Raw genomic sequence first — 21,834 nt, forward strand, 5'->3', positions numbered from 1 at the left:
TTGCGGGTGCAAACATACAACCCTTTTTCATTACAACAACAAAAAATAATAAGTATTTTTAAAGAAAATTATAAACCCTTTATAACACCCTCTAAACATTAAACTTACAACTAGAAAAAAAATAAATTAATTCGAAATTAAACCAAAACAACTTCTAAAGTGACGACGATATCAGTCCTTAATATATAGTACCGTAGAAAACTTTCAGTCATAGAATCCTCAACAAACACCAATGATAGCTGATAACCTTCTATATTTTAATAAATGTACACTGTATTTATTGTGAGGATTTTATTATCGTATTATCTTTGCCTCTTTAATTAGAAAAATAATGATCAAAATTACGTTACCTGACGGTTCGGTTAGAGAATATAATAGCAGCATTACTGCTATGGATGTTGCAAAAGATATAAGCGAAGGCTTTGCACGAAATGTTATTTCGGCAAAGTTCAATGATACCATCATAGAAACATCAACGGAATTAACAACAGACGGAAACTTAGTTTTGTTCACTTGGAGGGATGATGATGGAAAAAAAGCTTTTAGACATTCTACTTCTCATGTTCTAGCACAAGCTTTAGAAGAATTATATCCTGGAGTAAAGCTATCAATTGGTCCTGCTATTGACAATGGATTTTATTATGATGTAGATCTTGGTGATCAAAGTATATCTGAAAAAGATTTCAAGGTTATTGAAGACAAAATGTTGGAAATTGCTAGAGGGAAGCACGAATTCAAAATGAAATCAGTTTCCAAAGCTGATGCTTTAGCTAAATATAAAGAAGAAGGTAACGAATATAAGATTGAATTAATAGAAAATCTTGAAGACGGAACCATTACTTTTTGTGATCACGACACGTTTACAGACCTATGCCGAGGAGGACACATTCCTAATACAGGATTGATTAAGGCTGTTAAAATTATGAGTGTCGCTGGCGCCTACTGGAGAGGAGATGAGAACAACAAACAATTAACTAGGGTTTATGGCACTTCTTTTCCTAAACAAAAGGAATTGAAAGAATATCTGGAACTTCTAGAAGAAGCAAAAAAACGAGACCATAGAAAATTAGGTAAAGAACTAGAATTCTTTACTTTTTCTCAAAAAGTCGGTCAGGGATTGCCTTTATGGCTACCAAAAGGTGCTGCGCTACGTGAACGATTAGAACAGTTCTTAAAGAAAGCTCAGAAAAAAGCAGGGTATGAAATGGTAGTAACACCCCATATTGGACAAAAAGAACTATATGTTACATCTGGTCATTATGCGAAATATGGTGAAGACAGCTTTCAACCAATAAACACTCCTGCAGAAGGGGAAGAATTTTTACTAAAACCAATGAACTGCCCTCATCACTGTGAGATATACAACAGTGGTCCATGGTCCTATAGGGATTTACCTAAACGTTATGCTGAATTTGGTACTGTTTACAGATATGAACAAAGTGGAGAACTTCACGGACTTACAAGAGTGCGTGGATTCACCCAAGATGATGCACATATATTCTGTACTCCTGATCAATTAGATGAAGAGTTTAAAAAAGTAATAGACCTTGTTTTATATGTTTTCGGATCTTTAGGTTTTGAAAATTTCACAGCTCAAGTATCCGTAAGAGATCTTGATAATCCTGAAAAATATATTGGAGATGTTGAAAACTGGGAAAAAGCTGAGAATGCAATCATAAGCGCAGCAAAAGATAAAGGTTTAAATTATGTAATCGAAACCGGTGAAGCTGCTTTTTATGGCCCAAAATTAGACTTCATGGTCAAAGATGCTTTAGGCAGAAGCTGGCAACTAGGAACAATACAAGTAGATTATAATTTACCTGAACGTTTTGATTTACAATACAAAGGTAGTGACAATGAAATGCATAGACCAATAATGATTCACAGAGCTCCCTTTGGTAGCTTGGAAAGATTTATTGCTATTTTATTAGAACATACTGCCGGTAACTTCCCGCTTTGGTTAATGCCTGAACAAGTTATTGTACTATCAATCAGTGAGAAATATGAAAAATACGCTGAAAAAGTTTTAAATTTGTTAGAAAATAACGAAATTCGCGCCCTTGCCGATCATAGAAATGAAACAATGGGTAAGAAAATTAGAGAGGCAGAAATGAAAAAAATTCCTTACATTGTTATTGTAGGGGAACAAGAAGAAAATGACAATACAATCTCTGTAAGAAAACACGGAGGAGAGGATATTGGAGTGATTAGTATTGATAAGTTCACTGAAATAGTTACAGAAGAAATAAATAGAACGTTAAAACCATTTAACGGATAGTAAAATAATTAAGTTTAATTTAAAAATTTAAAGTCATAGCAATAAGAAGAAGAAGGTCTCAAAAACCACTAAGAGTAATCAAAGAAGATGCTCACAGAATCAATCATAAAATTAGGGTTGAGGAAGTACGTCTTGTAGGCGATAATATAGAAGTTGGTGTATACCCAACTAAGAAAGCACTAGCACTTGCAGAAGAGCAAGAGTTGGATCTCGTGGAAATTTCTCCAAAAGCGGTACCTCCTGTTTGTAAAATAATGGACTATAAAAAGTTCTTATACGAACAGAAAAAAAGAGACAAAGCTCTTAAAACCAAAGCTACCAAAGTTACCATTAAGGAGATTAGATTTGGTCCAAATACTGACGAACACGATTACGAGTTTAAGAAAAAACACGCAGTTAAGTTTTTAAGTGAAGGAGCTAAACTAAAAGCTTACGTTTTCTTTAAAGGACGTTCTATCATATATAAAGATCAAGGGCAAATATTATTATTAAGACTTGCTCAAGAATTAGAAGAATATGGTAAGGTAGAACAAATGCCTAAATTAGAAGGTAAGCGAATGATAATGTTTATTGCTCCTAAGAAAACAAAGTAATAAGATAAAAACCTCTTAATATTAAGAGGTTTTGAAGATAATAAGTGAGATTATTATAAAAACAAGGATACAATGCCTAAAATGAAAACAAAATCCAGTGCTAAGAAGCGTTTCAAGCTTACCGGTACTGGTAAAATCAAAAGAAAGCACGCTTTTAAGAGTCATATTTTGACAAAAAAATCTAAAAAGCGTAAGCTGGCTTTAACGCACTCTACGTTAGTGCATAAAAGCGATGAAAATAGTATTAAAGAACAATTACGCTTAAAGTAATCGCTTTTTAATCAGGTTAAAATTATTATAAACCCAGGAGTTGGGCCTTTAGATTTTAAGATTTACACAAAGCAAGTCTTAAAATTATAAAAGACAAAGAGTACGCCACGGCGCACCGCCTACTACTAAAAAATTTAAAATTATGCCAAGATCAGTAAATTCCGTTGCGAAAAGAGCCAGAAGAAAAAGAGTTCTTAAGCAAGCAAAAGGTTACTTTGGACGTCGTAAAAACGTTTGGACAGTAGCAAAAAACGCAGTCGATAAAGCAATGTCATATGCTTATAGAGACCGCAGAAACAAAAAAAGAACTTTCCGTGCTTTATGGATCACTCGTATTAATGCAGGTGCCCGTATTCACGGTATGTCTTATTCTCAATTTATGGGAAAAGTAAAAGCTAATAATATCGAATTAAACCGTAAGGTTCTTGCAGATTTAGCTATGAACAACCCAGAAGCTTTTAAAGCTATTGTAGAAAAAGTGAAGTAATTTTTTAATAATATATTTTCTCACTTATAGTAAAAACCTCGCCTTCAAAAGCGAGGTTTTTTATTGCAGTTAAACGATGTATTATGTATTTTAACGATAAAAAACTGCTTTTTGTCGATTGACAATGGAATTAACTGACATTTTTTTACTACTTTTGACCAAACTGAGTTAGAAACAAACAGAATAGTCAATATTCTATTGTTCACTTTTTATAAACTATATTCTGTTAGGTATATTTTAACTCCGTTTTTATAAGTGTTTTTTTGGGGAAAAACACAAAGGTTAATCTATGACTCGTGACTCTAATTTTTGATATTTACGAAATAGATGTGATCAATAAAAAATAAAGCCCCATGATCCCAAATTGGTTTAAAACTCTACCAAAAAAGAGAAAGTCTAAAACTCCTTTAAATAAAGAGGAAAAAGATCTTCTATACCTTATTAATTTTCTATGGAAAGAGATTGACAAACCTGCTAGTGCTTCGGATATAAAAGTTAAAATAGAAATTTTTAACAAGCTTTCTTTAAATAACAAAATCCAATCGCTTCCAGAAGTATATCTACTTTTAGAAGATCATCTAATTGAAAAAAATACAGCTCGTAAATATACCAAGCAAAAACTGCGAGATAAAATACGTATTGATCATAGCTTCCTATTTAGCTATCCAAATTTTAAACCTATTTTACAGGAACTTAAAAGACAAGAGCTATCTATCTGTAAAATATTTCTCATTCTTGTATTAGAAAAATCTTTAGAGCTAATTGGTGTTTTTAATGATCCTGAGTTAGAAAAAATAAAAACGGATTTAGATACTTATGACAACTCCAATACTATCGAAATTACTGAAGGAAGAAAAAAATTATTAGAATTTTCTTCTGAAATATTTTTTAAAATAAAAGAGAGTTTAGGCGAAAACACTATTGCCAATATATACCTCAATGTATATAAACAACATTTCCAATCCTATCATCTACTCGACTCTTTTACCGCAACCTTAAATGTAATTCCGGAGGATATCTTTGCTAAAGATCTCATCAACTTTCCGAGTAAGCAGCAGATGCTAAAAATGCTTCAAAAGCAATTGAATAGTTTAGAAGATGTTAATGAAAGGCTTACAAAAGAGATTATTGACCGAAAAAAAATAGAAGATGATTTAAAAGATAGTGAGCATCTAAAATCCATAATTTTAGACACCGCTTTAGACGGAATTATTTTGGTAGATAAAGATGGTATAGTACTAGATTGGAATAAACAAGCCGAAATTATCCTAAGAGTAAATAAAAAAGAAACTATAGGTCAAAGTATTTACTCTCTTGTTCCATATAAGCTAAGAGAAGAACTACGTAGCAGTTTCAATAATTATATTGCGACTGGAGAAGGGCAATTAATTAATAAAAGAGTAGAGACTTCTGTCCCCTTAAGAGATGGAACTATAGTCTACGTAGAACTCACCATAATTGCTATTAAAACTAAGGATGACTATCTATTTAATGCTTTTTTTAGAGATATAACAAATAAGAAGATCATTGATAATGACATAAGGGAAGCAAAAGTATTTGCAGAAAAATCAGCAAAAGCTAAATCGATTTTCCTATCCAACATGAGTCACGAAATTAGAACTCCATTGAACGTGATATTAGGTCTTACAGGTATTCTACAAAAAAGTGAGTTTTCTAATCCGGAAGTAGATAGAGCGAATCTGGATGGCATTCAGTTTTCGGCAGAAAATCTTCTAGTACTAGTAAATGATATTTTAGATTTCTCCAAAATCGAAGCAGGTAAACTTACTTGGCAAGAAACGGATTTTAATATACACGAACTTATCAATAATATTTCCAGAGGTTTTAGAATCAAAGCCGATGAAAAAGGACTTAACTACAAAACAATTATAGATCCTTCTTTACCAAAATTTATTATAGGTGATCAGTTTAGATTGAATCAGATTTTAACAAACCTCTTAGGCAATGCTATCAAATTCACTCAAAAAGGTGAGGTTATTATAAGTGTAAGAGTAGAAGAAAAAAAATCTGATAGCATCGCGATAGACTTCTCAGTAAAAGATACGGGTATAGGAATACCAGAAGATAAGCTTAATAATATTTTCAATAGCTTCTACCAGGTTCACGAACCAGGTAAACATAAAATTGAAGGAACTGGTTTAGGACTTTCGATATCTAAGCAACTTATCGAATTACAAGGAGGCACTCTAATGGCAGAAAGTACTCCTTATCAAGGTTCTGATTTTAAGTTTTCGATCGAATATAAAAGAAGTAAACTAACATCTTCAAAATATATTTCGGATTCAATATCAAAAATAAAAAACACTCCTTCCCTATCAGGAATGCGTGTTCTGATTGTAGAAGACAACAGAATGAATCAATTCTTTATCAAGCAATTATTCTCTAATTGGAACGTCCGAGCAGATATTGCTGAAAATGGAAAAGTAGCATTAGAGAAACTAGATAAAGGTCCGTACGATTTAATTTTAATGGATATGCACATGCCAGTTATGGATGGACCGGAGACGACTTCTCATATTAGAAACTCTAATGACCCGAAAATAAAAAATATACCAATCATTGCGTGTTCTGCTGATGTATTTCCCGAATCCAAAAAAACCGCGATAGAGTCCGGAATGGATTTTTATCTTACAAAACCTATCTCCGAAAAAGCACTAGAGGAATTATTATATAACCTAAAACCTAACTTAACAAGGAATCCATTAGTTTATGAAAATACTATGGATATACTGAGAAATGATACCATTAATGATTACCAAAAATTATGTGATTTTTCTACGCTCTACCAAACATTTTCTGGAGATAACGAAATCATTAAATCTGTACTTCAGATATTTATAGAAGAAACACCAAAAGATTATAAAAAGTTACAATCAGCAGTGAAAGATAAAGATCTACTATTGATTTCAGAGCTTGCTCACAAACTAAAATCCAGCTTCAAAACTCTTGGCCTATCAGAACAAGCACTTATTCTTCAACAAATGGAAGAATCCGGAAAAACAGAACGAAATTCTGATTATATTTCACAATTAATGGATATACTAGACACTTCATATCCCGTAATTATTTTGGAAATTAAAAATCAGCTTATTGATTTGACTTCTTTACAGGTATAAAGTGAATAATTTCCTCCTTCTCTTGCTATATTTGCCTTTATGCATAAACAAATTACGAGTAACCAGAATCCTAAAATAAAATTCTTAAACCAGCTTAAGGATAAGTCAAGAGTTCGTAAAAAGGAAAATCGTTTTTTTATCGAAGGTAGACGAGAAATATCCCTTGCTATTTCAGGAGGATATCAACTAGAACATATATATTACTGCGACTCTATTATTTCTAAAGAAGAAGTTTTATTAATTACAAAAACAAGTAATTATGAAATCGTTTTTTTTGAAATTACCCTTGAAATATATCAAAAACTTTCTCATAGATCCACAACTGAAGGTATTTTGGCAATTGCAAAATCAAAAGAAACACTCCTTAGTAATTTAGATCTAAATACAGATAACCCATTAATTTTAGTTGCAGAATCCCCGGAAAAACCAGGGAATATTGGTGCGTTGCTTCGTACCGCTGATGCTGCAAAAGTAGATGCTGTTTTAATCGCCAACCCAAGAACCGATATCTATAACCCTAATATTATTAGATCTAGTGTTGGGTGTGTGTTTACAAATAAAGTTGCTACAGGTAGCACTTTAGAAATTATAAATTTCTTAACTAATAAAAAAATAAATATTTACGGAGCTGCATTACAATCTTCTGAAAATTATTACACCCAAGATTATACTAAACCTACTGCAATTGTCGTTGGTACAGAAGATAAGGGCTTGACCGATGAGTGGTTAAAAAACACTACACAAAACATAAAAATCCCCATGAGTGGTGTTATAGATTCGATGAATGTTTCAGTAGCTGCAGGAATATTAATTTTTGAAGCAAAACGACAACGTGATTTTGTTGTCTGATACCTAAAAAATCATTAACTTTCTAAACCTACAAATCCCAAAGCTACAAACCTATACAAATGACATCAAACCTGCTGTTTTACCTATTGATTGCTATTATCATAATAGTATTTCTTATAGATTCTTTACTTGATATTCTTAATGCTAGACATTATAACAATAGTATTCCTGAAGAACTTTCTGATGTATATCCTGAAGACGAATATCAAAAGTCCGTAGCTTATAAAAGAGCTAACTATAAATTTAAGATGGTTTCTTCATCCGTCTCTTTAATTATTATGCTACTATTCTTTTTTCTTGATGGCTTTGCATGGGTTGACGGAATGGCCAGAAGTTTTTCAGATAATTCGATTATAGTAGGGCTTATTTTTTTCGGCATTATAATGATTAGTAGTGATATCCTATCCACTCCTGCAGCTTATTATAAAACCTTTGTTATCGAGGAAGAGTTTGGATTTAATAAAACTACTACTAAGACTTTTTTTATTGACAAAATAAAAGGTATCATCATGATGATTATTGTTGGTGGTAGCTTACTGGCATTGATTATGTGGTTTTATGAAATTACCGGAAAACATTTCTGGATATATGCCTGGGCCCTAATTTCTATTTTCACATTGGCAATGAATATGTTTTATGCAAAACTTATAGTACCATTATTCAATAAACAGACACCATTAGAACCTGGAGAACTCAGAGATACAATTCAAGAATATTCTAATAACGTTGGATTTCAGTTAAAAGATATTTTTGTAATAGATGGATCTAAAAGAAGTACAAAAGCAAATGCTTATTTCTCTGGCTTAGGAAGTGAAAAAAGAATCACGTTATATGATACATTGATTAAAGACCTTAATAAAGAAGAGATTGTGGCCGTTTTAGCCCATGAAGTAGGACATTATAAAAAGAGGCATGTTATTATCAACCTTCTTTTATCTATTTTACTTACTGGCGTTACTTTATGGTTTCTATCTCTTTTCATAGCGAATCCCTTACTTTCTGAAGCATTAGGTGTAGCTGTACCATCTTTTCATATTGGATTGGTTGCTTTTGGAATCCTATATAGTCCAATATCCGAAATCACAGGACTCATAATGAATGTTGTTTCCAGGGCTTTTGAATTCCAAGCAGATGATTATGCTAAGAACTCCTATGACGGTGAAGCACTTATTAATAGCTTAAAAAAATTATCCAAAAACAACCTTAGTAATTTGACGCCTCATCCAGCAATGGTATTCATACATTACTCACATCCACCACTTTTACAAAGGATAAAAAATATACGAAAACAAATGAATTAAGATAGACTTGGTGGTTACAATTCTTAGTTGTATTTTTAACTATTACTCAAGATTAAAACTAAGTTTTTATTCATTGATAGCACACAATATCACATTAAAAAAAAGGCTTTCTAAGAAAACTTTATAGTATGACTGAAGCCGCTATAGAACAGGAAAACAAACAAATTGCAAAGCAATATAAAGAGTTGCTTCGTATTAGTTATCGCCATCTTAGTAAAGACGATAAAAAACTAATACGACAGGCCTTTGATATTGCAGTAGATGCACATAAAGATCAGCGACGTAAAAGTGGTGAAGCCTATATCTTCCACCCTATCGCTGTTGCCAAGATAGTAGCTAGTGAAATTGGTTTAGACGCAACCTCCATTGCTGCAGCGTTGTTACACGATGTAGTGGAAGATACTGAATATACTTTAGTAGATATTGAACAAATGTTTGGAGAAACCGTTGCGCGTATTGTAGACGGATTAACAAAAATATCTTCTTTAAAAAAGGATAAAGATATTTCGCTACAAGCAGAAAACTTCAGAAAAATGTTGCTCACCCTTAATGACGATGTAAGGGTTATCATTATTAAAATCGCAGATCGTTTGCACAATATGCAAACAATGGATTCTATGCGTCCTGATAAACAGGTCAAAATCGCTTCGGAGACCTTATATATTTATGCGCCTTTAGCACACAGAATAGGACTTTATAATATTAAAACTGAATTAGAGGATTTAGGATTAAAATATACAGAGCCTGAGGTTTATAAAGATATTTTAGAAAAAATAAAAGAAAGCAAAGAAGAACAAGATGCTTATATAAAAAGGTTTTCTGATAAAATAAAAGAAGGACTTGATAAAGAAGGGCTAGATTATGAAATAAAAGGACGACCTAAATCTATTTTTTCGATCAGACGTAAAATTCTGAAACAAAACATAACATTCGACGAAGTCTATGATAAATTCGCAATAAGAATTATCTACAAAGCTGATGATATAGAAAATGAAAAGTTCATCGCCTGGAAAATATATACTATTGTTACAGATTACTATCGTCCCAATCCTATAAGGTTAAGAGACTGGATTTCTCAACCTAAGTCTACTGGATATGAGGCATTGCATATCACTGTAATAGGACCTGACAGTCAATGGGTTGAAGTTCAGATTCGTAGTGAGCGTATGCATGAGATTGCAGAAAAAGGATACGCTGCGCATTATAAATACAAAAACACAGAAGAAAAGCATGATCAAGGTCTAGATGGATGGCTTAATAGATTACAAGAGGCTTTAGAAAACTCTGAAGCTAACGCAGTAGATTTTGTAGAGGAATTTAAGCTGAATTTATATGCAAAAGAAATCTTTGTATTTACGCCTGAAGGTGATCTAAAATCTTTACCCAAAGGCGCTACAGCTTTAGATTTTGGGTTTAGTGTACATACAGAAGTAGGCTTAAGAACTAGAGGTGCTCGAGTTAACAACAAACTGGTTCCGTTAAGTCACGAGCTTCATAATGGAGACCAAGTAGAAATCATTACTTCTTCAAAATCAAAACCTTCCTCTAACTGGCTAGACTATGCCACTACTGCAAGAGCCAGGTCTAAAATAAAATCTGCATTACGTGATGAAAAGAAACAAATTGCCGAAGAAGGAAAAGTAATACTAAAACGTAAACTACGCTCTCAAAAAATAACAATGAGCGAAAAGGTAGTAAACGAACTTGTACTCTACTTCAAGCTTAAAACTAGCCAGGATCTCTTTTATAGAGTAGGTATAGGAACCATTGATAATCAAAAAATCAAAGAGTTTGCTACTACTCGTAGTAATGTATTTATGAATTTTATCAAGAATAAAATTCGAAGAGGTAATCCTAAAGACATTGTTAACAAAGATGAAATTACTTCTAAGTATGATTTATTAGTTTTTGGTAAAGATTCTGAAAAGCTAGAATATAAATTATCCAATTGTTGTAACCCTATTGCAGGTGATGATGTTTTTGGATTTATTACGGTTAACGAAGGAATTAAGATTCATAAAAAAGACTGCCCTAATGCACTACAATTGCAGAGTAATTATGCTTATCGTATCATACAGGCAAAATGGATCGACTCTAGCCAAGAAGTATTTAAAGCAGTTATTAGGCTTAATGGAATAGATAATATAGGTGTTGTCAATGAAGTTACTCAGGTCATATCAAATAACATGCATTTAGCAATCTACAATATGAATTTTGATACAAATGATGGAGTTTTCACTGGTAAAATTACAGTTGGTGTTAAAAATAAAAACACATTAAAAACAGTAATTCAAAATCTAACCAAAATAAATGGGATTGATAAGGTTATACGAGAATAAGTCATTCTATTTTTTTCTGAATAAGTATTCATAAATTGGTGTCTCACTTATAAAAAATAATGTAAATTTGTTTTTTAAATCATTATGAGTACCAAAACAACTACGCAAAACGATCAAAACATCGTTAAAAATGTGTTTACTAGTTTTCTAGAGGAAAATGGTCATAGAAAAACACCTGAACGTTACGCTATACTTCAGGAAATATATGAAAGTGAAGAACATTTTGATATTGAGTCGCTATATATTAAAATGAAAAACAAAAACTATCGTGTTAGCAGAGCTACACTATACAATACGATAGAACTCTTACTAGATTGCAAGTTAGTACGTAAACATCAGTTTGGTCAAAGCCAGGCACAATACGAAAAATCATATTTCGACAGACAACATGATCACCTTATTCTAACGGATAGTGGTGAAGTTCTGGAGTTTTGTGATCCAAGAATACAATCCATAAAAAAAACAATCGAGGAAATTTTTGATGTAGATATTACAAATCATTCATTGTATTTCTACGGAACTAAAAAGAACCCAACTAATCAAGAAAACTAATGGCGGTAAACTTATTACTTGGTCTTCAATGGGGAGACGAAGGTAAAGGAAAAATTGTAGACGTTCTTACAAAAAATTATGATATTATAGCTAGATTTCAGGGCGGTCCTAACGCAGGACATACATTGGAGTTTGATGGTATTAAACATGTATTACATACAATTCCGAGTGGAATTTTTCACGATAAAGCAATTAACTTAGTAGGAAACGGTGTTGTTATCGACCCTGTAATTTTCAAAAAAGAATTAGATAATCTGGCTAAATTTAACTTAGATTATAAATCAAAGTTAGTAATATCTAGAAAAGCACACTTAATACTACCTACGCACAGAATTCTTGATGCCGCATCAGAAGCTTCTAAAGGAAAGGCAAAAATTGGTTCAACACTAAAAGGTATTGGTCCTACTTACATGGATAAAACCGGTAGAAATGGTATTCGTGTAGGAGATCTGGAGTTAACTGACTGGAAAGAACGTTACCGCAATCTGGCAAACAAACATGAAGCTATGATCGATTTCTACGATGCAAAAATAGAATACGATCTTGAAGAATTAGAGAATGAATTCTTTGAAGCGGTTAAAACATTAAAATCTTTGACTTTTATTGATAGTGAAGAATATCTTTATCAAGCGCAAAAGGAAGGAAAAAAAATATTAGCAGAAGGCGCACAAGGATCTTTATTAGATATTGATTTTGGGACATATCCTTTTGTAACATCTTCTAACACAACTGCTGCTGGAGCCTGTACTGGATTAGGTGTAGCTCCTAATAAAATCAAAGAAGTATTTGGAATTTTCAAAGCATATACTACTCGAGTAGGTAGCGGACCTTTTCCGACAGAGTTATTTGACGAAGATGGAGAAACTATGGGACGTATAGGTAATGAATTTGGTGCTACCACAGGAAGAGCTCGTAGATGTGGATGGTTAGACCTAGTAGCATTAAAATACGCTGTACATGTAAATGGTGTGACACAATTAATGATGATGAAGGGTGACGTATTAAGCGGTTTTAAAACCCTAAAAGTATGTACTGCTTATAATTATCAAGGAAAAACTATCACTCACCTACCCTACAATATTGAACCAGAAAATGTAACTCCTGTGTATACAGAGATGAAAGGTTGGTCAGAGGATCTTACAAAAATGAATGATAAGTCACAATTTCCTAAGGAATTAAATGACTACATTGAGTTTTTGGAAAAAGAACTAGAAACTCCAATCACTATTGTTTCTGTTGGACCAGATAGGACTCAGACAATACATAGGTAATCTATAGTAGATTATCACAAAATAAAATTCCTCAAGTATTAATATATACTTGAGGAATTTTATTTTGTAGTACTTCATATAAAAGATTTGATTAAGCAATAATCGGATTGCAATGGAACTAGCTTTTGATGAAATTTGTTTCTAAATAAATATATATCAAAATGAATCATACGCTACATAATTTTCGGATTAAAGCTATTAATCAAAACCTAATCTCTCCACTGTTTGAATTATCTGAATCAGAATTGGCAAAACAGCATGCTCTAAGAATACTTGTAGATCAAAAACCAGAATTTCCGTATCGTGTCAGTTTGGAAGATGCTAACATTGGAGAAGAGGTCATATTATTCTCATATCGGCACCACGCTGCTAAATCTCCATATAAAGCATCCGGCCCCATTTTTGTAAGTAAGAATGTAAAAACTGATACTCTAAAGGTTAATAAAATCCCCACGATGTTAACCCCATAGACTACTATCCGTTAGAGGATATAACGAGAGTGCTATGATGATTGATGCCAAAACAGTACCTGGAGCAACCTTATATGATACGATTCAACTTCTCTTCAATAATTCAGAAATTAAATACTTACATATTCATAATTCAAATCCAGGTTGCTATAATTGTCAGATAGATCGAATTACCCAATACAACACAATAATAAGCTTAATTAAACACCCGTAACTCACTATATGTTATTGAAAATCTATTTTCTCCTAAAGTCATTCTTCTAATTATACTAAAAACCACTTAACAGCTTGTTAATGTGGCACATAAACACGACTTCAATCTCTATCTTTGGTATTCTAAAAACTACAATTGTATGATATTAATTCACATTATTACCGACAATGAAGATAAAGCAATTGAGATAGCAGATTTTCTGAATGAAGAAAAGCTAATCTTAAATTCTATGATATTAGAAAATGTAAGCATACGAAAGCGATTAGAAAATGGTACTTCTCGTAGCACGGATCAAATTCTAATTATGGGAAAAACCAAAGCATTATTATTCAACACTATTGATAAAAAACTAAGGAAAAAATATAGAAATGAAATGCCCATCTTATATTCACTCCCAATTATTAATATGGATTGGGAACAAGCAGATGAACTAATAAAAGAAACAATTCCTGTTTAATTTTGTATCTTTAAACTATCCCTCAATGATTTGTATTTCGATATAAATCAAACTATCAACATTGTTCCCCGGATAAAATAACCTTATTATGGACAATGAAAATTCAAACGAAATTAAAAAACTTCAATCTCAGGTTTTAGATTTAGAACAGGAAATCGAAAATATTTCTAAAAAAGTACAAAAACTACACATTGAAAAAACAGAACAACTTTTAGCTATAGAAGAAGTAATGCTAAAGAGTCGTTTCAGGTTAGTTATACTAATTTTGGCATCATGCGTAATACTAACGTCTTTGGCTATTATTTTAAATTATATTTTTTTTCTAGAAGCTATTTGGATCTGTGTTTTATCTGGAATACTGGGCAGTAGTATTTCCGCATTAATTTCTGCGCTACAACGAAAAGCCAATGGTTGGGAATTTAAAAACGGGTTGAAATATCCTAATGATTCCCCAAAAGATAAATTCAGTATAAGAATGTCTTCTTTTTTTATAATAAGACCGATACTTGGCATTCTATCGGGATTCATAATTTATTACGGTTTTCAGGCTATAGGAGGCTTTAAAATTAATTCAGAAGGATTAGAGGAATCGAGTTTGGTTTTTTGGTCAATACTAGCTGGATTGTTTGCGAAATCTATGATTGAAAAATTAAAAGAAGTCTTTAAAAATTTAGTTGGATCCTAATACTTACATTTTAGTTTTATAAATATTTAATTGAGATATATTTCACAAATTCAAGAATATAAAGAATTACGTAAATGGCTTTACTATAAATAGTGATATGAAATAATATTTTTTTAGATAGTTTTAGTTGAACAAACGTTGAATTTCATTGATTCTATACATCTTTTCAAACAATTTTAAGACTAGCTTTTCTTACTACCTTATAGAAGAATAGTATATTTGCTGTGAATTTGAAAACCCCCTAATTGAGAGTCTTTTTTTCTATATTAATATTCACCGCTTTTGCTATCAGACCAGCAATAGAGATTAGTAATATACTTTACTACCAGCTAAATATTGATACTATTATAGAAAAATATTGTGTCAATAAAGAAAGACCAAAACTAAACTGTAATGGAAAGTGTTATCTGATGACTCAAATGAAAATGAGTAAAACCACTTCTGATACTAATAAAAAAGATTCATTAACTATAATAGTAGAAGCTTTCCTCCCACTCTTCTTTGAGGACAACACCCTACAAATTAAAAACATTTCAAATTTCCACACAGAATATTTACCAAATTGGAAACCAATACATTTATACAAAGAAAATGTTTCCAAAAACATTGATCACCCTCCAGAAATTTATTATTCTTAATCACTCAAACAGTGAAATTGGGATATAGAAAATGACTACGAATTACTCCTAGTCATCTAATTCCTATGTCAATTTTTACAAATCAAATAGCTATTAAGATATCATAACGCATGCTTACATGTGATCATTTATGACTAAAAATAGTGCATCTATTTTATATAATGAAAAATATACTAATGTTAGCTATATTCCTTTGTTTAGGAATAAATAGCTACGCACAATCTTTTCAAGGAAAAGTTGTGGATAATTCTAACAATCCATTATCGGGAGCAATAATAATTGAATCAAGTACACCTACTAATGGTGTAATGAGTGATGATAAAGGCTCATTTAAAATAATTCTCAAAAACTCTAGCGAGGTAATTGTCAGTTTTTTAGGATATGTCACTAAGAAAGTAACACTTACAAATGATGTTAATATCATACGATTAACCGAAGATAATGTAGCTTTAGAAGAAGTATTTGTTACCTCAGCAAGCAGAGAAATTCAGAAGCGTTCTGAAGTACCTGGATCAATCGCCACAATCTCTGCAAAAACTATTCAAGAAACAAAGGCTTTTGGTATCGATCAATTGGTGAACCAAGTTCCAGGAGTTTTTATGTCTACTTCTAGAGCAGCTAGTAATGAACAGCATTTTATGGCTGTTCGTTCTCCTATTTCTACAAAAGCACTCTTTTTATACCTGGAAGATGGATTACAGATACGTCCTACTTCGGTATTTAATCATAACGCTTTATTAGAAATGAACGATGTTTCTTATGATCGTATAGAAGTACTAAAAGGTCCAGCTTCTAGTATCTATGGTAGTGAATCTATTGGTGGCAGCTTTAATTTTATTACCAAAAATCCAACAGAGAATCTAAGCGGAAGTATTGGCTTCCAAACCAATGACATAGGATTAACTCGTTATGAATTAGAAGTATCGGATAAAACCAATGATAAATTCGGTTTCTATTTTGGTGGACACTATGTACAACGTAATAATGGACCAATCGAACATAGTGATTACGAGAAACTGGCCTTTACGTTTAAGACTGTCTATGACTTTTCTGATACCACAAAATGGACAACTGTTTGGGACATCGTTGATTATAGATCTGACATGACAGGTTCTTTAAGTGAATCAGATTATTTTGGAGGAAATTTTGAAAGTGATCAAACATTTACTGAAAGAGAAGCTTTAGCATTTAGAATGAGAACTACACTAGATAAGTTCTGGAATGATCGCAATAAAACTTCTTTTAATTTCATTTTCAGAGATAACACAATGGATCAAAATCCATCGTATAGAGTTCGCCAGTTTAGCGATCAAGGGCAATTAACTGGTTTTGGATCTGGAGAAGTAAATTCCAACCAATTTAGAAGTTTTGTAGGATTGGTTCAGCATAAATTAGATTTCAATTTTGCTAATTCATCATTGATTTTAGGAACTACTGGTGATTTCTCTCCACAAAAATATGTAGCAGAAACCACTAGTATCATTGTAGATCCTGTAACAGGAAGAAATATAGACTTTAGCATAAATTCTGGAGATTTTATATTGAATTATGAAGCAAACATCTTTAACTACGCTGGATTTCTACAATATGAAATATCACCTATTGAGCAATTAAAAGTTACTGCTGCATTAAGATATGATGGATTCGAATATGATTATGACAATCAGGCAGATGAAATTGTAGGTGTAGAAGATGCTGTAGACAACTTCAATAATCTAACTCCAAAGCTAGGGATCAATTATAATTTTTCTAATAAAGCAGGGATCTATGCAAATTATTCACAAGGATTTACTCCTCCACAAGTATCTACATTGTATAGAAACAGTAATCAAGTACAAGAAATAAAACCAAGCAGGTATAACAATTATGAAATTGGAGGATATTATTCGGTTTCATCGAAACTTACTTTGGATGCTGCCATATATGTATTAGAAGGAAAAAACACATTGATCACTTTACGTGATGAGGATGATAACTTTTTTAACACAAACGCAGGTAAAACCAGATCCTATGGAATCGAATACGGAATTACCTGGAATATATTTAAAGAATTGGCAGTTTCACATAATGGTAGTTATGCAAAGCATCAATACATAGATTTTTTTGACAGCGGTATAAATTATTCAGATACAGAAAGAGAGACCGCTCCTAACCTATTGGGAACCTCTATTATAACCTATCGTAAAGATTTTAAAGATATTGGTTTTAGTATTGCAGGAGAACATGAACTTGTAGGAAGTTATAATACGAGTTTCGAAAATCAAGTAGAAAATGACGATGGAACATTTAGTACAGCAATGTATGATGGTCATAATATCTTTAACCTCAGAGCTTCAATAAACTATAAAGGATTTGAAATATGGGGACATGCCCTAAATATTTTTGATGAATTATATGCAGCAAGAGCTTCATATAATAGATTTAGAAATGAAAATAGTTTCACTATTGGAAATCCAAGAGCTTTTCATCTTGGAGCAAGGTATAATTTTTAAAAAAAATAAGTAAATAAGTTTCTAAAATATAATTATGGTCTGCTGTCGCATTGAGTATGTGTTAAAAGAGTTGACATCTCTATCATTTGTTTCTGAACACTACTTCTCTATTATGGGGTAATAGATAATGTCGACAGTAGATCTTTTTATAAGCTTATATAAAACTATATATAATGAAAAAATCAAAACTTAATAGTTGGCTATGGAAATGGCATTTTATAGCTGGATTAATCTCACTTCCTTTTGTTCTTATACTTTCTATCACAGGAACGATTTATCTATTTAAATCTAATTATGAAACTCCTAGACAAAAACATATAAAGGAAGTAACGGTAATTGGAACTCCTATTTCCTTACAAGAGCAACGGTTAATTGCAAATACTAATGCTATTAAAAAACCAAATTCTGTAATTATAGCTACATCTCCCAATCAAGCCACAGAGTTTATTTCAGGTAGATTTGGAGGAAAGAGTAGTTTGTTTGTAAATCCATATACTGGTGTTATTTCTGGAGAGATTATTAGTAAAAAAACAGACATGCATATCGTGAGAAAATTACACGGAGAGCTACTAATGGGTAAATTCGGCACTAAGATCATAGAACTCATAGCAAGTTGGATGGTCGTCTTAATAATAACTGGCTTATATGTTTGGTGGCCTTCTAGAGCATGGAAATTAAAAGGATATTTTATACCGAGAACAAATCTTGATCGCAGAACATTTTATAGAGATCTACATGCCATTTTAGGTTTTTGGACATCTATTTTATTACTTATGATTTTGGCTGGAGGTTTTCCTTGGACAGATGTCTTTGGTAATAATTTTAAACAAATACAAAAATTGACAAATACCGGATATCCTGCTACCTGGCAAGGAAATCAAATACAATCTAATCCTTTTGGAAATCCTTTAACACTGGATCAAATTGTAGCAAAGGCAGAAACATTAAAACTTCCAGGTGAGGTAACGCTTAGTTTCCCAAAAGGCCCAAAAGGAGTATATAGCCTATCTAATTTCAATCCATCTAATTTATCATCACAGCAAAAAATTCATTTTGATCAGTATTCTGGAGAACCTATTCTAAAACATACCTGGAAAGACGTAGGAATTCTAATGCGAGGAAGAATGTGGTTTATGGCCTTTCATCAAGGTGAATTCGGTGTGTGGAATTGGTGGTTGATGTTATGTACTGCGATTATATTAACAATAATGAGTGCATCTGCTATCGCATCTTATGTATTAAGAAAACGAAAGAAAAGCTGGGGCGTTCCTAAAGTTCCTGCCTCATTTAAGGTTGGATATGGTATTATTACTATTCTTATGTTACTTTCTGTACTATTTCCTTTATTCGGAATAAGTCTTACATGCATTGTCATAACTGAATATATTCGAAAACGCATGCAGATTAAAAAAACTAGAATTACATCTTAATAAAACACATCTTATGAAAAAATTATTTATCCCCTTATTATTTGCAATCATTATGATAGGTTGCCAGCAGCAAAATCAAAGTAATAATGAGAATCTAAACTCCATAAAAGGTTCTCAGGCTAAAACCTTTAAAAAGCAAAATTCAGAAAATCGAAACTTGAAACCAGATGGAACTGCCTACACTAGAACGGAGTTAGATACAATGTCACATCAAGAACTGATGGCATTAGTCCATGAAGTACCAAATGATACAATCGCAACTATTGGAATACTTCTGTATGAAGGGTATTTTATGTTAGATGCCATGGGACCTCTGTCTGTATTAAATAGTACTCCTTCCGCTAAAAAACTTTTAATAGGCAGAGACAAAGGAATTGTAACAAGTAGCAGTAATGTAAAAATTCAAGTAGATTATAGTATCGACGATATTGATCAATTGGATATGCTGGTTATTCCAGGTGGATTAGTAGGGACCTATAAAGCTACAAAGGATGAAGAATTGTTAGATTGGATCAAAAAAATTGATCAAAACAGTAAATATACAGTTAGTGTATGTACGGGAGCTTGGATATTAGGAGCAGCTGGATTACTAGAAGGAAAAGAAGCCACTACTAATTGGTATAAAGCTGAAGAAAAATTATCCCTTTATGGAGCAAAATATGTCAAAAAGCGATATACAAACGACGGAAAGTATTGGACCAGCGCAGGAGTTTCTGCTGGAATCGATATGAGTTTAGCATTAGTAGATCATATTTTAGGTCGAAACTATGCGGAGTCTATTGCTCTTAATCTCGAATATGATCCTAGCCCTCCATTCTCTGGCGGACATCCCGATAAAACTGATCCCGTAATAAACTATTTTATGGAACGAATGTATGATGCAGGCCTACAACCTCTTATTGATTCCGAAAAATAATTAAAACCCATGAAACAAGGTCTAAAAATTGTAAAACAAATAAAATAGAAAAAGAATATAAAGATTCTAAACTTCAACTAAATAAAGAAAAATAATACCTTTGAATAAATTAAAAATATATACACATGAAAAAGCTTTTTATACCTGTTCTAACTATAATAACATCATTATTGATCTTTTCCTGTAATCAACTATCCAAAGAAGAACAAGAATTTGATGCATTGATGCAAAAAGTAATTGATGTACACGATGAAGTAATGCCTAAAATGGGAACAATGAGCTCTTTAATAAAAGATCTGGAACCCAAAATTGATACGACCGCTACTGGTAAATCATATGCTAATGCTCAAAAAGACCTTAAAGACTCTTATGATTTTATGATGAATTGGATGAGTGATTTTAGTAATAAATTTCCTCACGGAGAAGAAAACACAGCGAAGGATGTAGAAAAATTTACTGCTAAAATGAAAATGCTTCAGGAAGAAGAAGTTGAAGTTAATAAGCTAAGAGATCAGATCAATTCTAGCATTAATAACGCAAAGAAACTGTTAGAAAAGTCATAACCTCGGGTTTTTGGTTATAGTTTATAAAATTGTTTTATTTTTGCTGCTGCAACAAATCGCTTAAACCAATGAGAAAAATTATTTTATTTGCCTCTGTACTGTTATTGACCAATACATTAGTACACGCACAAAAAAAGAAAGACCTAATAGCAGAAATTGATAAGCTTAGACAAGAGCTAAAGACTACAGAAGGAGAACTAACTGAAGCTCGTAAAAATGAAAGAGTAAGTCTGTCCAAAGTAAAAACAATGGAGACCCAAGTGGCTGACCTGAAAGAAACTAATGCTACACTATTAACTAATATGAGTAGCTTTACAGAGCTTTCTAACAAAAAAGCCACTAATTTACAGACTTCACAAGAAATCATTAAAGTAAAAGATCAACAACTAAATGCTATCAATGATGCGATTACTGCTAATGACTCTCTCAATTTAGCCGTATTTAGTAAGTTCAAAAATGCTATAGGAGGTGATAATATAAAAATCAGTAACGGTACGATATATATAGTTTTACCAAATACTACTCTTTTCGGAGAAAACGATAAAAACTATATTGTAGATGAAAAGGCAAAACCAACATTAGAAAAGATCGCTGCTACACTGAACGCCAATCCAAATCTTACTATATTGGTAGAAGGAAATAGTAATGCTCTAAAACTAGATGGAAAAAAGCTAATCGATAATTGGGATTTAAGTTCCAGACAAGCTGCTTCTGTTGTGAGAGTACTACAATCGGATTATAAAGTAGATCCTAAACGCCTAGAAGCTTTAGGGAAAAGTGAATATAATACTGAAGGTATTGAAACAGTAACGAGAATCATAATTGATCCAAAGTTTGATGAATTTTATAATTTGGTAAAAGACAATATGAAGAATTAATCTTTTAAAGTTTC

The 21,834-nt window shown here is 32.1% G+C and carries 20 protein-coding genes; all 20 read left to right on the forward strand.

The features are described from left to right. Positions 1-331: 331 nt before the first annotated feature. The 20 genes from thrS (at position 332) to Q0910_RS26705 (ending at position 21,820) form a co-directional block, all read left to right on the forward strand. Complete coding sequence (gene thrS, locus Q0910_RS26615; RefSeq protein ID WP_299223399.1) at positions 332-2,278, forward strand: threonine--tRNA ligase; 1,947 nt, start codon at positions 332-334, stop codon at positions 2,276-2,278. Between the two features lie 77 nt (positions 2,279-2,355). Then, positions 2,356-2,871, forward strand: coding sequence for a translation initiation factor IF-3 (gene infC / locus Q0910_RS26620; protein WP_255424797.1), 516 nt, complete (start codon positions 2,356-2,358; stop codon positions 2,869-2,871). 72 nt (positions 2,872-2,943) lie between these two features. Further along, on the forward strand, positions 2,944-3,141 hold the full coding sequence (rpmI, locus tag Q0910_RS26625) for a 50S ribosomal protein L35 (RefSeq protein WP_027394180.1): 198 nt from the start codon (positions 2,944-2,946) through the stop codon (positions 3,139-3,141). 142 nt (positions 3,142-3,283) lie between these two features. Next, on the forward strand, positions 3,284-3,628 hold the full coding sequence (gene rplT / locus Q0910_RS26630) for a 50S ribosomal protein L20 (RefSeq protein ID WP_027394179.1): 345 nt from the start codon (positions 3,284-3,286) through the stop codon (positions 3,626-3,628). 353 nt (positions 3,629-3,981) lie between these two features. Beyond that, on the forward strand, positions 3,982-6,765 hold the full coding sequence (locus Q0910_RS26635) for an ATP-binding protein (protein ID WP_299223401.1): 2,784 nt from the start codon (positions 3,982-3,984) through the stop codon (positions 6,763-6,765). 39 nt (positions 6,766-6,804) lie between these two features. Next, positions 6,805-7,614, forward strand: coding sequence for an RNA methyltransferase (locus Q0910_RS26640; RefSeq protein WP_299223403.1), 810 nt, complete (start codon positions 6,805-6,807; stop codon positions 7,612-7,614). A gap of 59 nt (positions 7,615-7,673) precedes the next feature. Beyond that, positions 7,674-8,915: a M48 family metallopeptidase gene (locus tag Q0910_RS26645; protein WP_299223405.1), complete on the forward strand. Its 1,242-nt coding sequence runs from the start codon at positions 7,674-7,676 to the stop codon at positions 8,913-8,915. A 128-nt stretch (positions 8,916-9,043) separates the two neighbouring features. After that, on the forward strand, positions 9,044-11,254 hold the full coding sequence (locus Q0910_RS26650) for a RelA/SpoT family protein (RefSeq protein ID WP_299223407.1): 2,211 nt from the start codon (positions 9,044-9,046) through the stop codon (positions 11,252-11,254). A gap of 84 nt (positions 11,255-11,338) precedes the next feature. Beyond that, on the forward strand, positions 11,339-11,806 hold the full coding sequence (locus Q0910_RS26655; protein WP_118456664.1) for a transcriptional repressor: 468 nt from the start codon (positions 11,339-11,341) through the stop codon (positions 11,804-11,806). Next, positions 11,806-13,077 carry an adenylosuccinate synthase gene (locus Q0910_RS26660; RefSeq protein WP_118456665.1) on the forward strand — a complete coding sequence of 424 codons (1,272 nt, stop codon included), beginning with the start codon at positions 11,806-11,808 and terminating at the stop codon, positions 13,075-13,077. The genes Q0910_RS26655 and Q0910_RS26660 overlap by 1 nt, the downstream gene beginning before the upstream one ends. Before the next feature lie 161 nt (positions 13,078-13,238). Next, positions 13,239-13,547, forward strand: coding sequence for a DUF1203 domain-containing protein (locus Q0910_RS26665; protein WP_299223410.1), 309 nt, complete (start codon positions 13,239-13,241; stop codon positions 13,545-13,547). Positions 13,548-13,584: 37 nt separating this feature from the next. After that, positions 13,585-13,761, forward strand: a complete 177-nt coding sequence (locus Q0910_RS28700) for a DUF1203 domain-containing protein (protein WP_366142705.1) — start codon at positions 13,585-13,587, stop codon at positions 13,759-13,761. 139 nt (positions 13,762-13,900) lie between these two features. Continuing rightward, the gene (locus Q0910_RS26670; RefSeq protein WP_299223413.1) at positions 13,901-14,218 is read left to right on the forward strand and encodes a hypothetical protein; all 318 of its coding nucleotides are present in this window, start codon (positions 13,901-13,903) and stop codon (positions 14,216-14,218) included. Between the two features lie 88 nt (positions 14,219-14,306). Beyond that, complete coding sequence (locus Q0910_RS26675) at positions 14,307-14,903, forward strand: hypothetical protein (protein ID WP_299223415.1); 597 nt, start codon at positions 14,307-14,309, stop codon at positions 14,901-14,903. A 245-nt stretch (positions 14,904-15,148) separates the two neighbouring features. Next, positions 15,149-15,541, forward strand: a complete 393-nt coding sequence (locus Q0910_RS26680; RefSeq protein WP_299223417.1) for a hypothetical protein — start codon at positions 15,149-15,151, stop codon at positions 15,539-15,541. Between the two features lie 161 nt (positions 15,542-15,702). After that, a complete protein-coding gene (locus Q0910_RS26685; protein WP_299223419.1) occupies positions 15,703-18,033 on the forward strand; it encodes a TonB-dependent receptor in 2,331 nt (776 codons plus the stop codon). Positions 18,034-18,206: 173 nt separating this feature from the next. Continuing rightward, the gene (locus Q0910_RS26690) at positions 18,207-19,463 is read left to right on the forward strand and encodes a PepSY domain-containing protein (protein ID WP_299223421.1); all 1,257 of its coding nucleotides are present in this window, start codon (positions 18,207-18,209) and stop codon (positions 19,461-19,463) included. Between the two features lie 13 nt (positions 19,464-19,476). Further along, complete coding sequence (locus Q0910_RS26695) at positions 19,477-20,379, forward strand: DJ-1/PfpI family protein (RefSeq protein ID WP_299223423.1); 903 nt, start codon at positions 19,477-19,479, stop codon at positions 20,377-20,379. A 125-nt stretch (positions 20,380-20,504) separates the two neighbouring features. Next, complete coding sequence (locus tag Q0910_RS26700; protein ID WP_299223425.1) at positions 20,505-20,942, forward strand: hypothetical protein; 438 nt, start codon at positions 20,505-20,507, stop codon at positions 20,940-20,942. Positions 20,943-21,010: 68 nt separating this feature from the next. Continuing rightward, entirely contained in the window at positions 21,011-21,820 is an 810-nt protein-coding gene (locus tag Q0910_RS26705) for an OmpA family protein (RefSeq protein ID WP_299223427.1), read from the forward strand. Positions 21,821-21,834: the final 14 nt, after the last annotated feature.

The organism is uncultured Aquimarina sp., from assembly GCF_947495315.1.
Classification (GTDB): domain Bacteria; phylum Bacteroidota; class Bacteroidia; order Flavobacteriales; family Flavobacteriaceae; genus Aquimarina.

What these genes read in the sequence shown, in the direction of transcription:
- thrS (WP_299223399.1), top strand. Translation starts at nt 332, where the DNA reads ATGATCAAAATTACGTTACCTGACGGTTCGGTTAGAGAATATAATAGC.
- rpmI (WP_027394180.1), top strand. Translation starts at nt 2,944, where the DNA reads ATGCCTAAAATGAAAACAAAATCCAGTGCTAAGAAGCGTTTCAAGCTT.
- rplT (WP_027394179.1), top strand. Translation starts at nt 3,284, where the DNA reads ATGCCAAGATCAGTAAATTCCGTTGCGAAAAGAGCCAGAAGAAAAAGA.
- Q0910_RS26635 (WP_299223401.1), top strand. Translation starts at nt 3,982, where the DNA reads ATGATCCCAAATTGGTTTAAAACTCTACCAAAAAAGAGAAAGTCTAAA.
- Q0910_RS26640 (WP_299223403.1), top strand. Translation starts at nt 6,805, where the DNA reads ATGCATAAACAAATTACGAGTAACCAGAATCCTAAAATAAAATTCTTA.
- Q0910_RS26645 (WP_299223405.1), top strand. Translation starts at nt 7,674, where the DNA reads ATGACATCAAACCTGCTGTTTTACCTATTGATTGCTATTATCATAATA.
- Q0910_RS26650 (WP_299223407.1), top strand. Translation starts at nt 9,044, where the DNA reads ATGACTGAAGCCGCTATAGAACAGGAAAACAAACAAATTGCAAAGCAA.
- Q0910_RS26655 (WP_118456664.1), top strand. Translation starts at nt 11,339, where the DNA reads ATGAGTACCAAAACAACTACGCAAAACGATCAAAACATCGTTAAAAAT.
- Q0910_RS26660 (WP_118456665.1), top strand. Translation starts at nt 11,806, where the DNA reads ATGGCGGTAAACTTATTACTTGGTCTTCAATGGGGAGACGAAGGTAAA.
- Q0910_RS26665 (WP_299223410.1), top strand. Translation starts at nt 13,239, where the DNA reads ATGAATCATACGCTACATAATTTTCGGATTAAAGCTATTAATCAAAAC.
- Q0910_RS28700 (WP_366142705.1), top strand. Translation starts at nt 13,585, where the DNA reads ATGATTGATGCCAAAACAGTACCTGGAGCAACCTTATATGATACGATT.
- Q0910_RS26670 (WP_299223413.1), top strand. Translation starts at nt 13,901, where the DNA reads ATGATATTAATTCACATTATTACCGACAATGAAGATAAAGCAATTGAG.
- Q0910_RS26675 (WP_299223415.1), top strand. Translation starts at nt 14,307, where the DNA reads ATGGACAATGAAAATTCAAACGAAATTAAAAAACTTCAATCTCAGGTT.
- Q0910_RS26685 (WP_299223419.1), top strand. Translation starts at nt 15,703, where the DNA reads ATGAAAAATATACTAATGTTAGCTATATTCCTTTGTTTAGGAATAAAT.
- Q0910_RS26690 (WP_299223421.1), top strand. Translation starts at nt 18,207, where the DNA reads ATGAAAAAATCAAAACTTAATAGTTGGCTATGGAAATGGCATTTTATA.
- Q0910_RS26695 (WP_299223423.1), top strand. Translation starts at nt 19,477, where the DNA reads ATGAAAAAATTATTTATCCCCTTATTATTTGCAATCATTATGATAGGT.
- Q0910_RS26700 (WP_299223425.1), top strand. Translation starts at nt 20,505, where the DNA reads ATGAAAAAGCTTTTTATACCTGTTCTAACTATAATAACATCATTATTG.
- Q0910_RS26705 (WP_299223427.1), top strand. Translation starts at nt 21,011, where the DNA reads ATGAGAAAAATTATTTTATTTGCCTCTGTACTGTTATTGACCAATACA.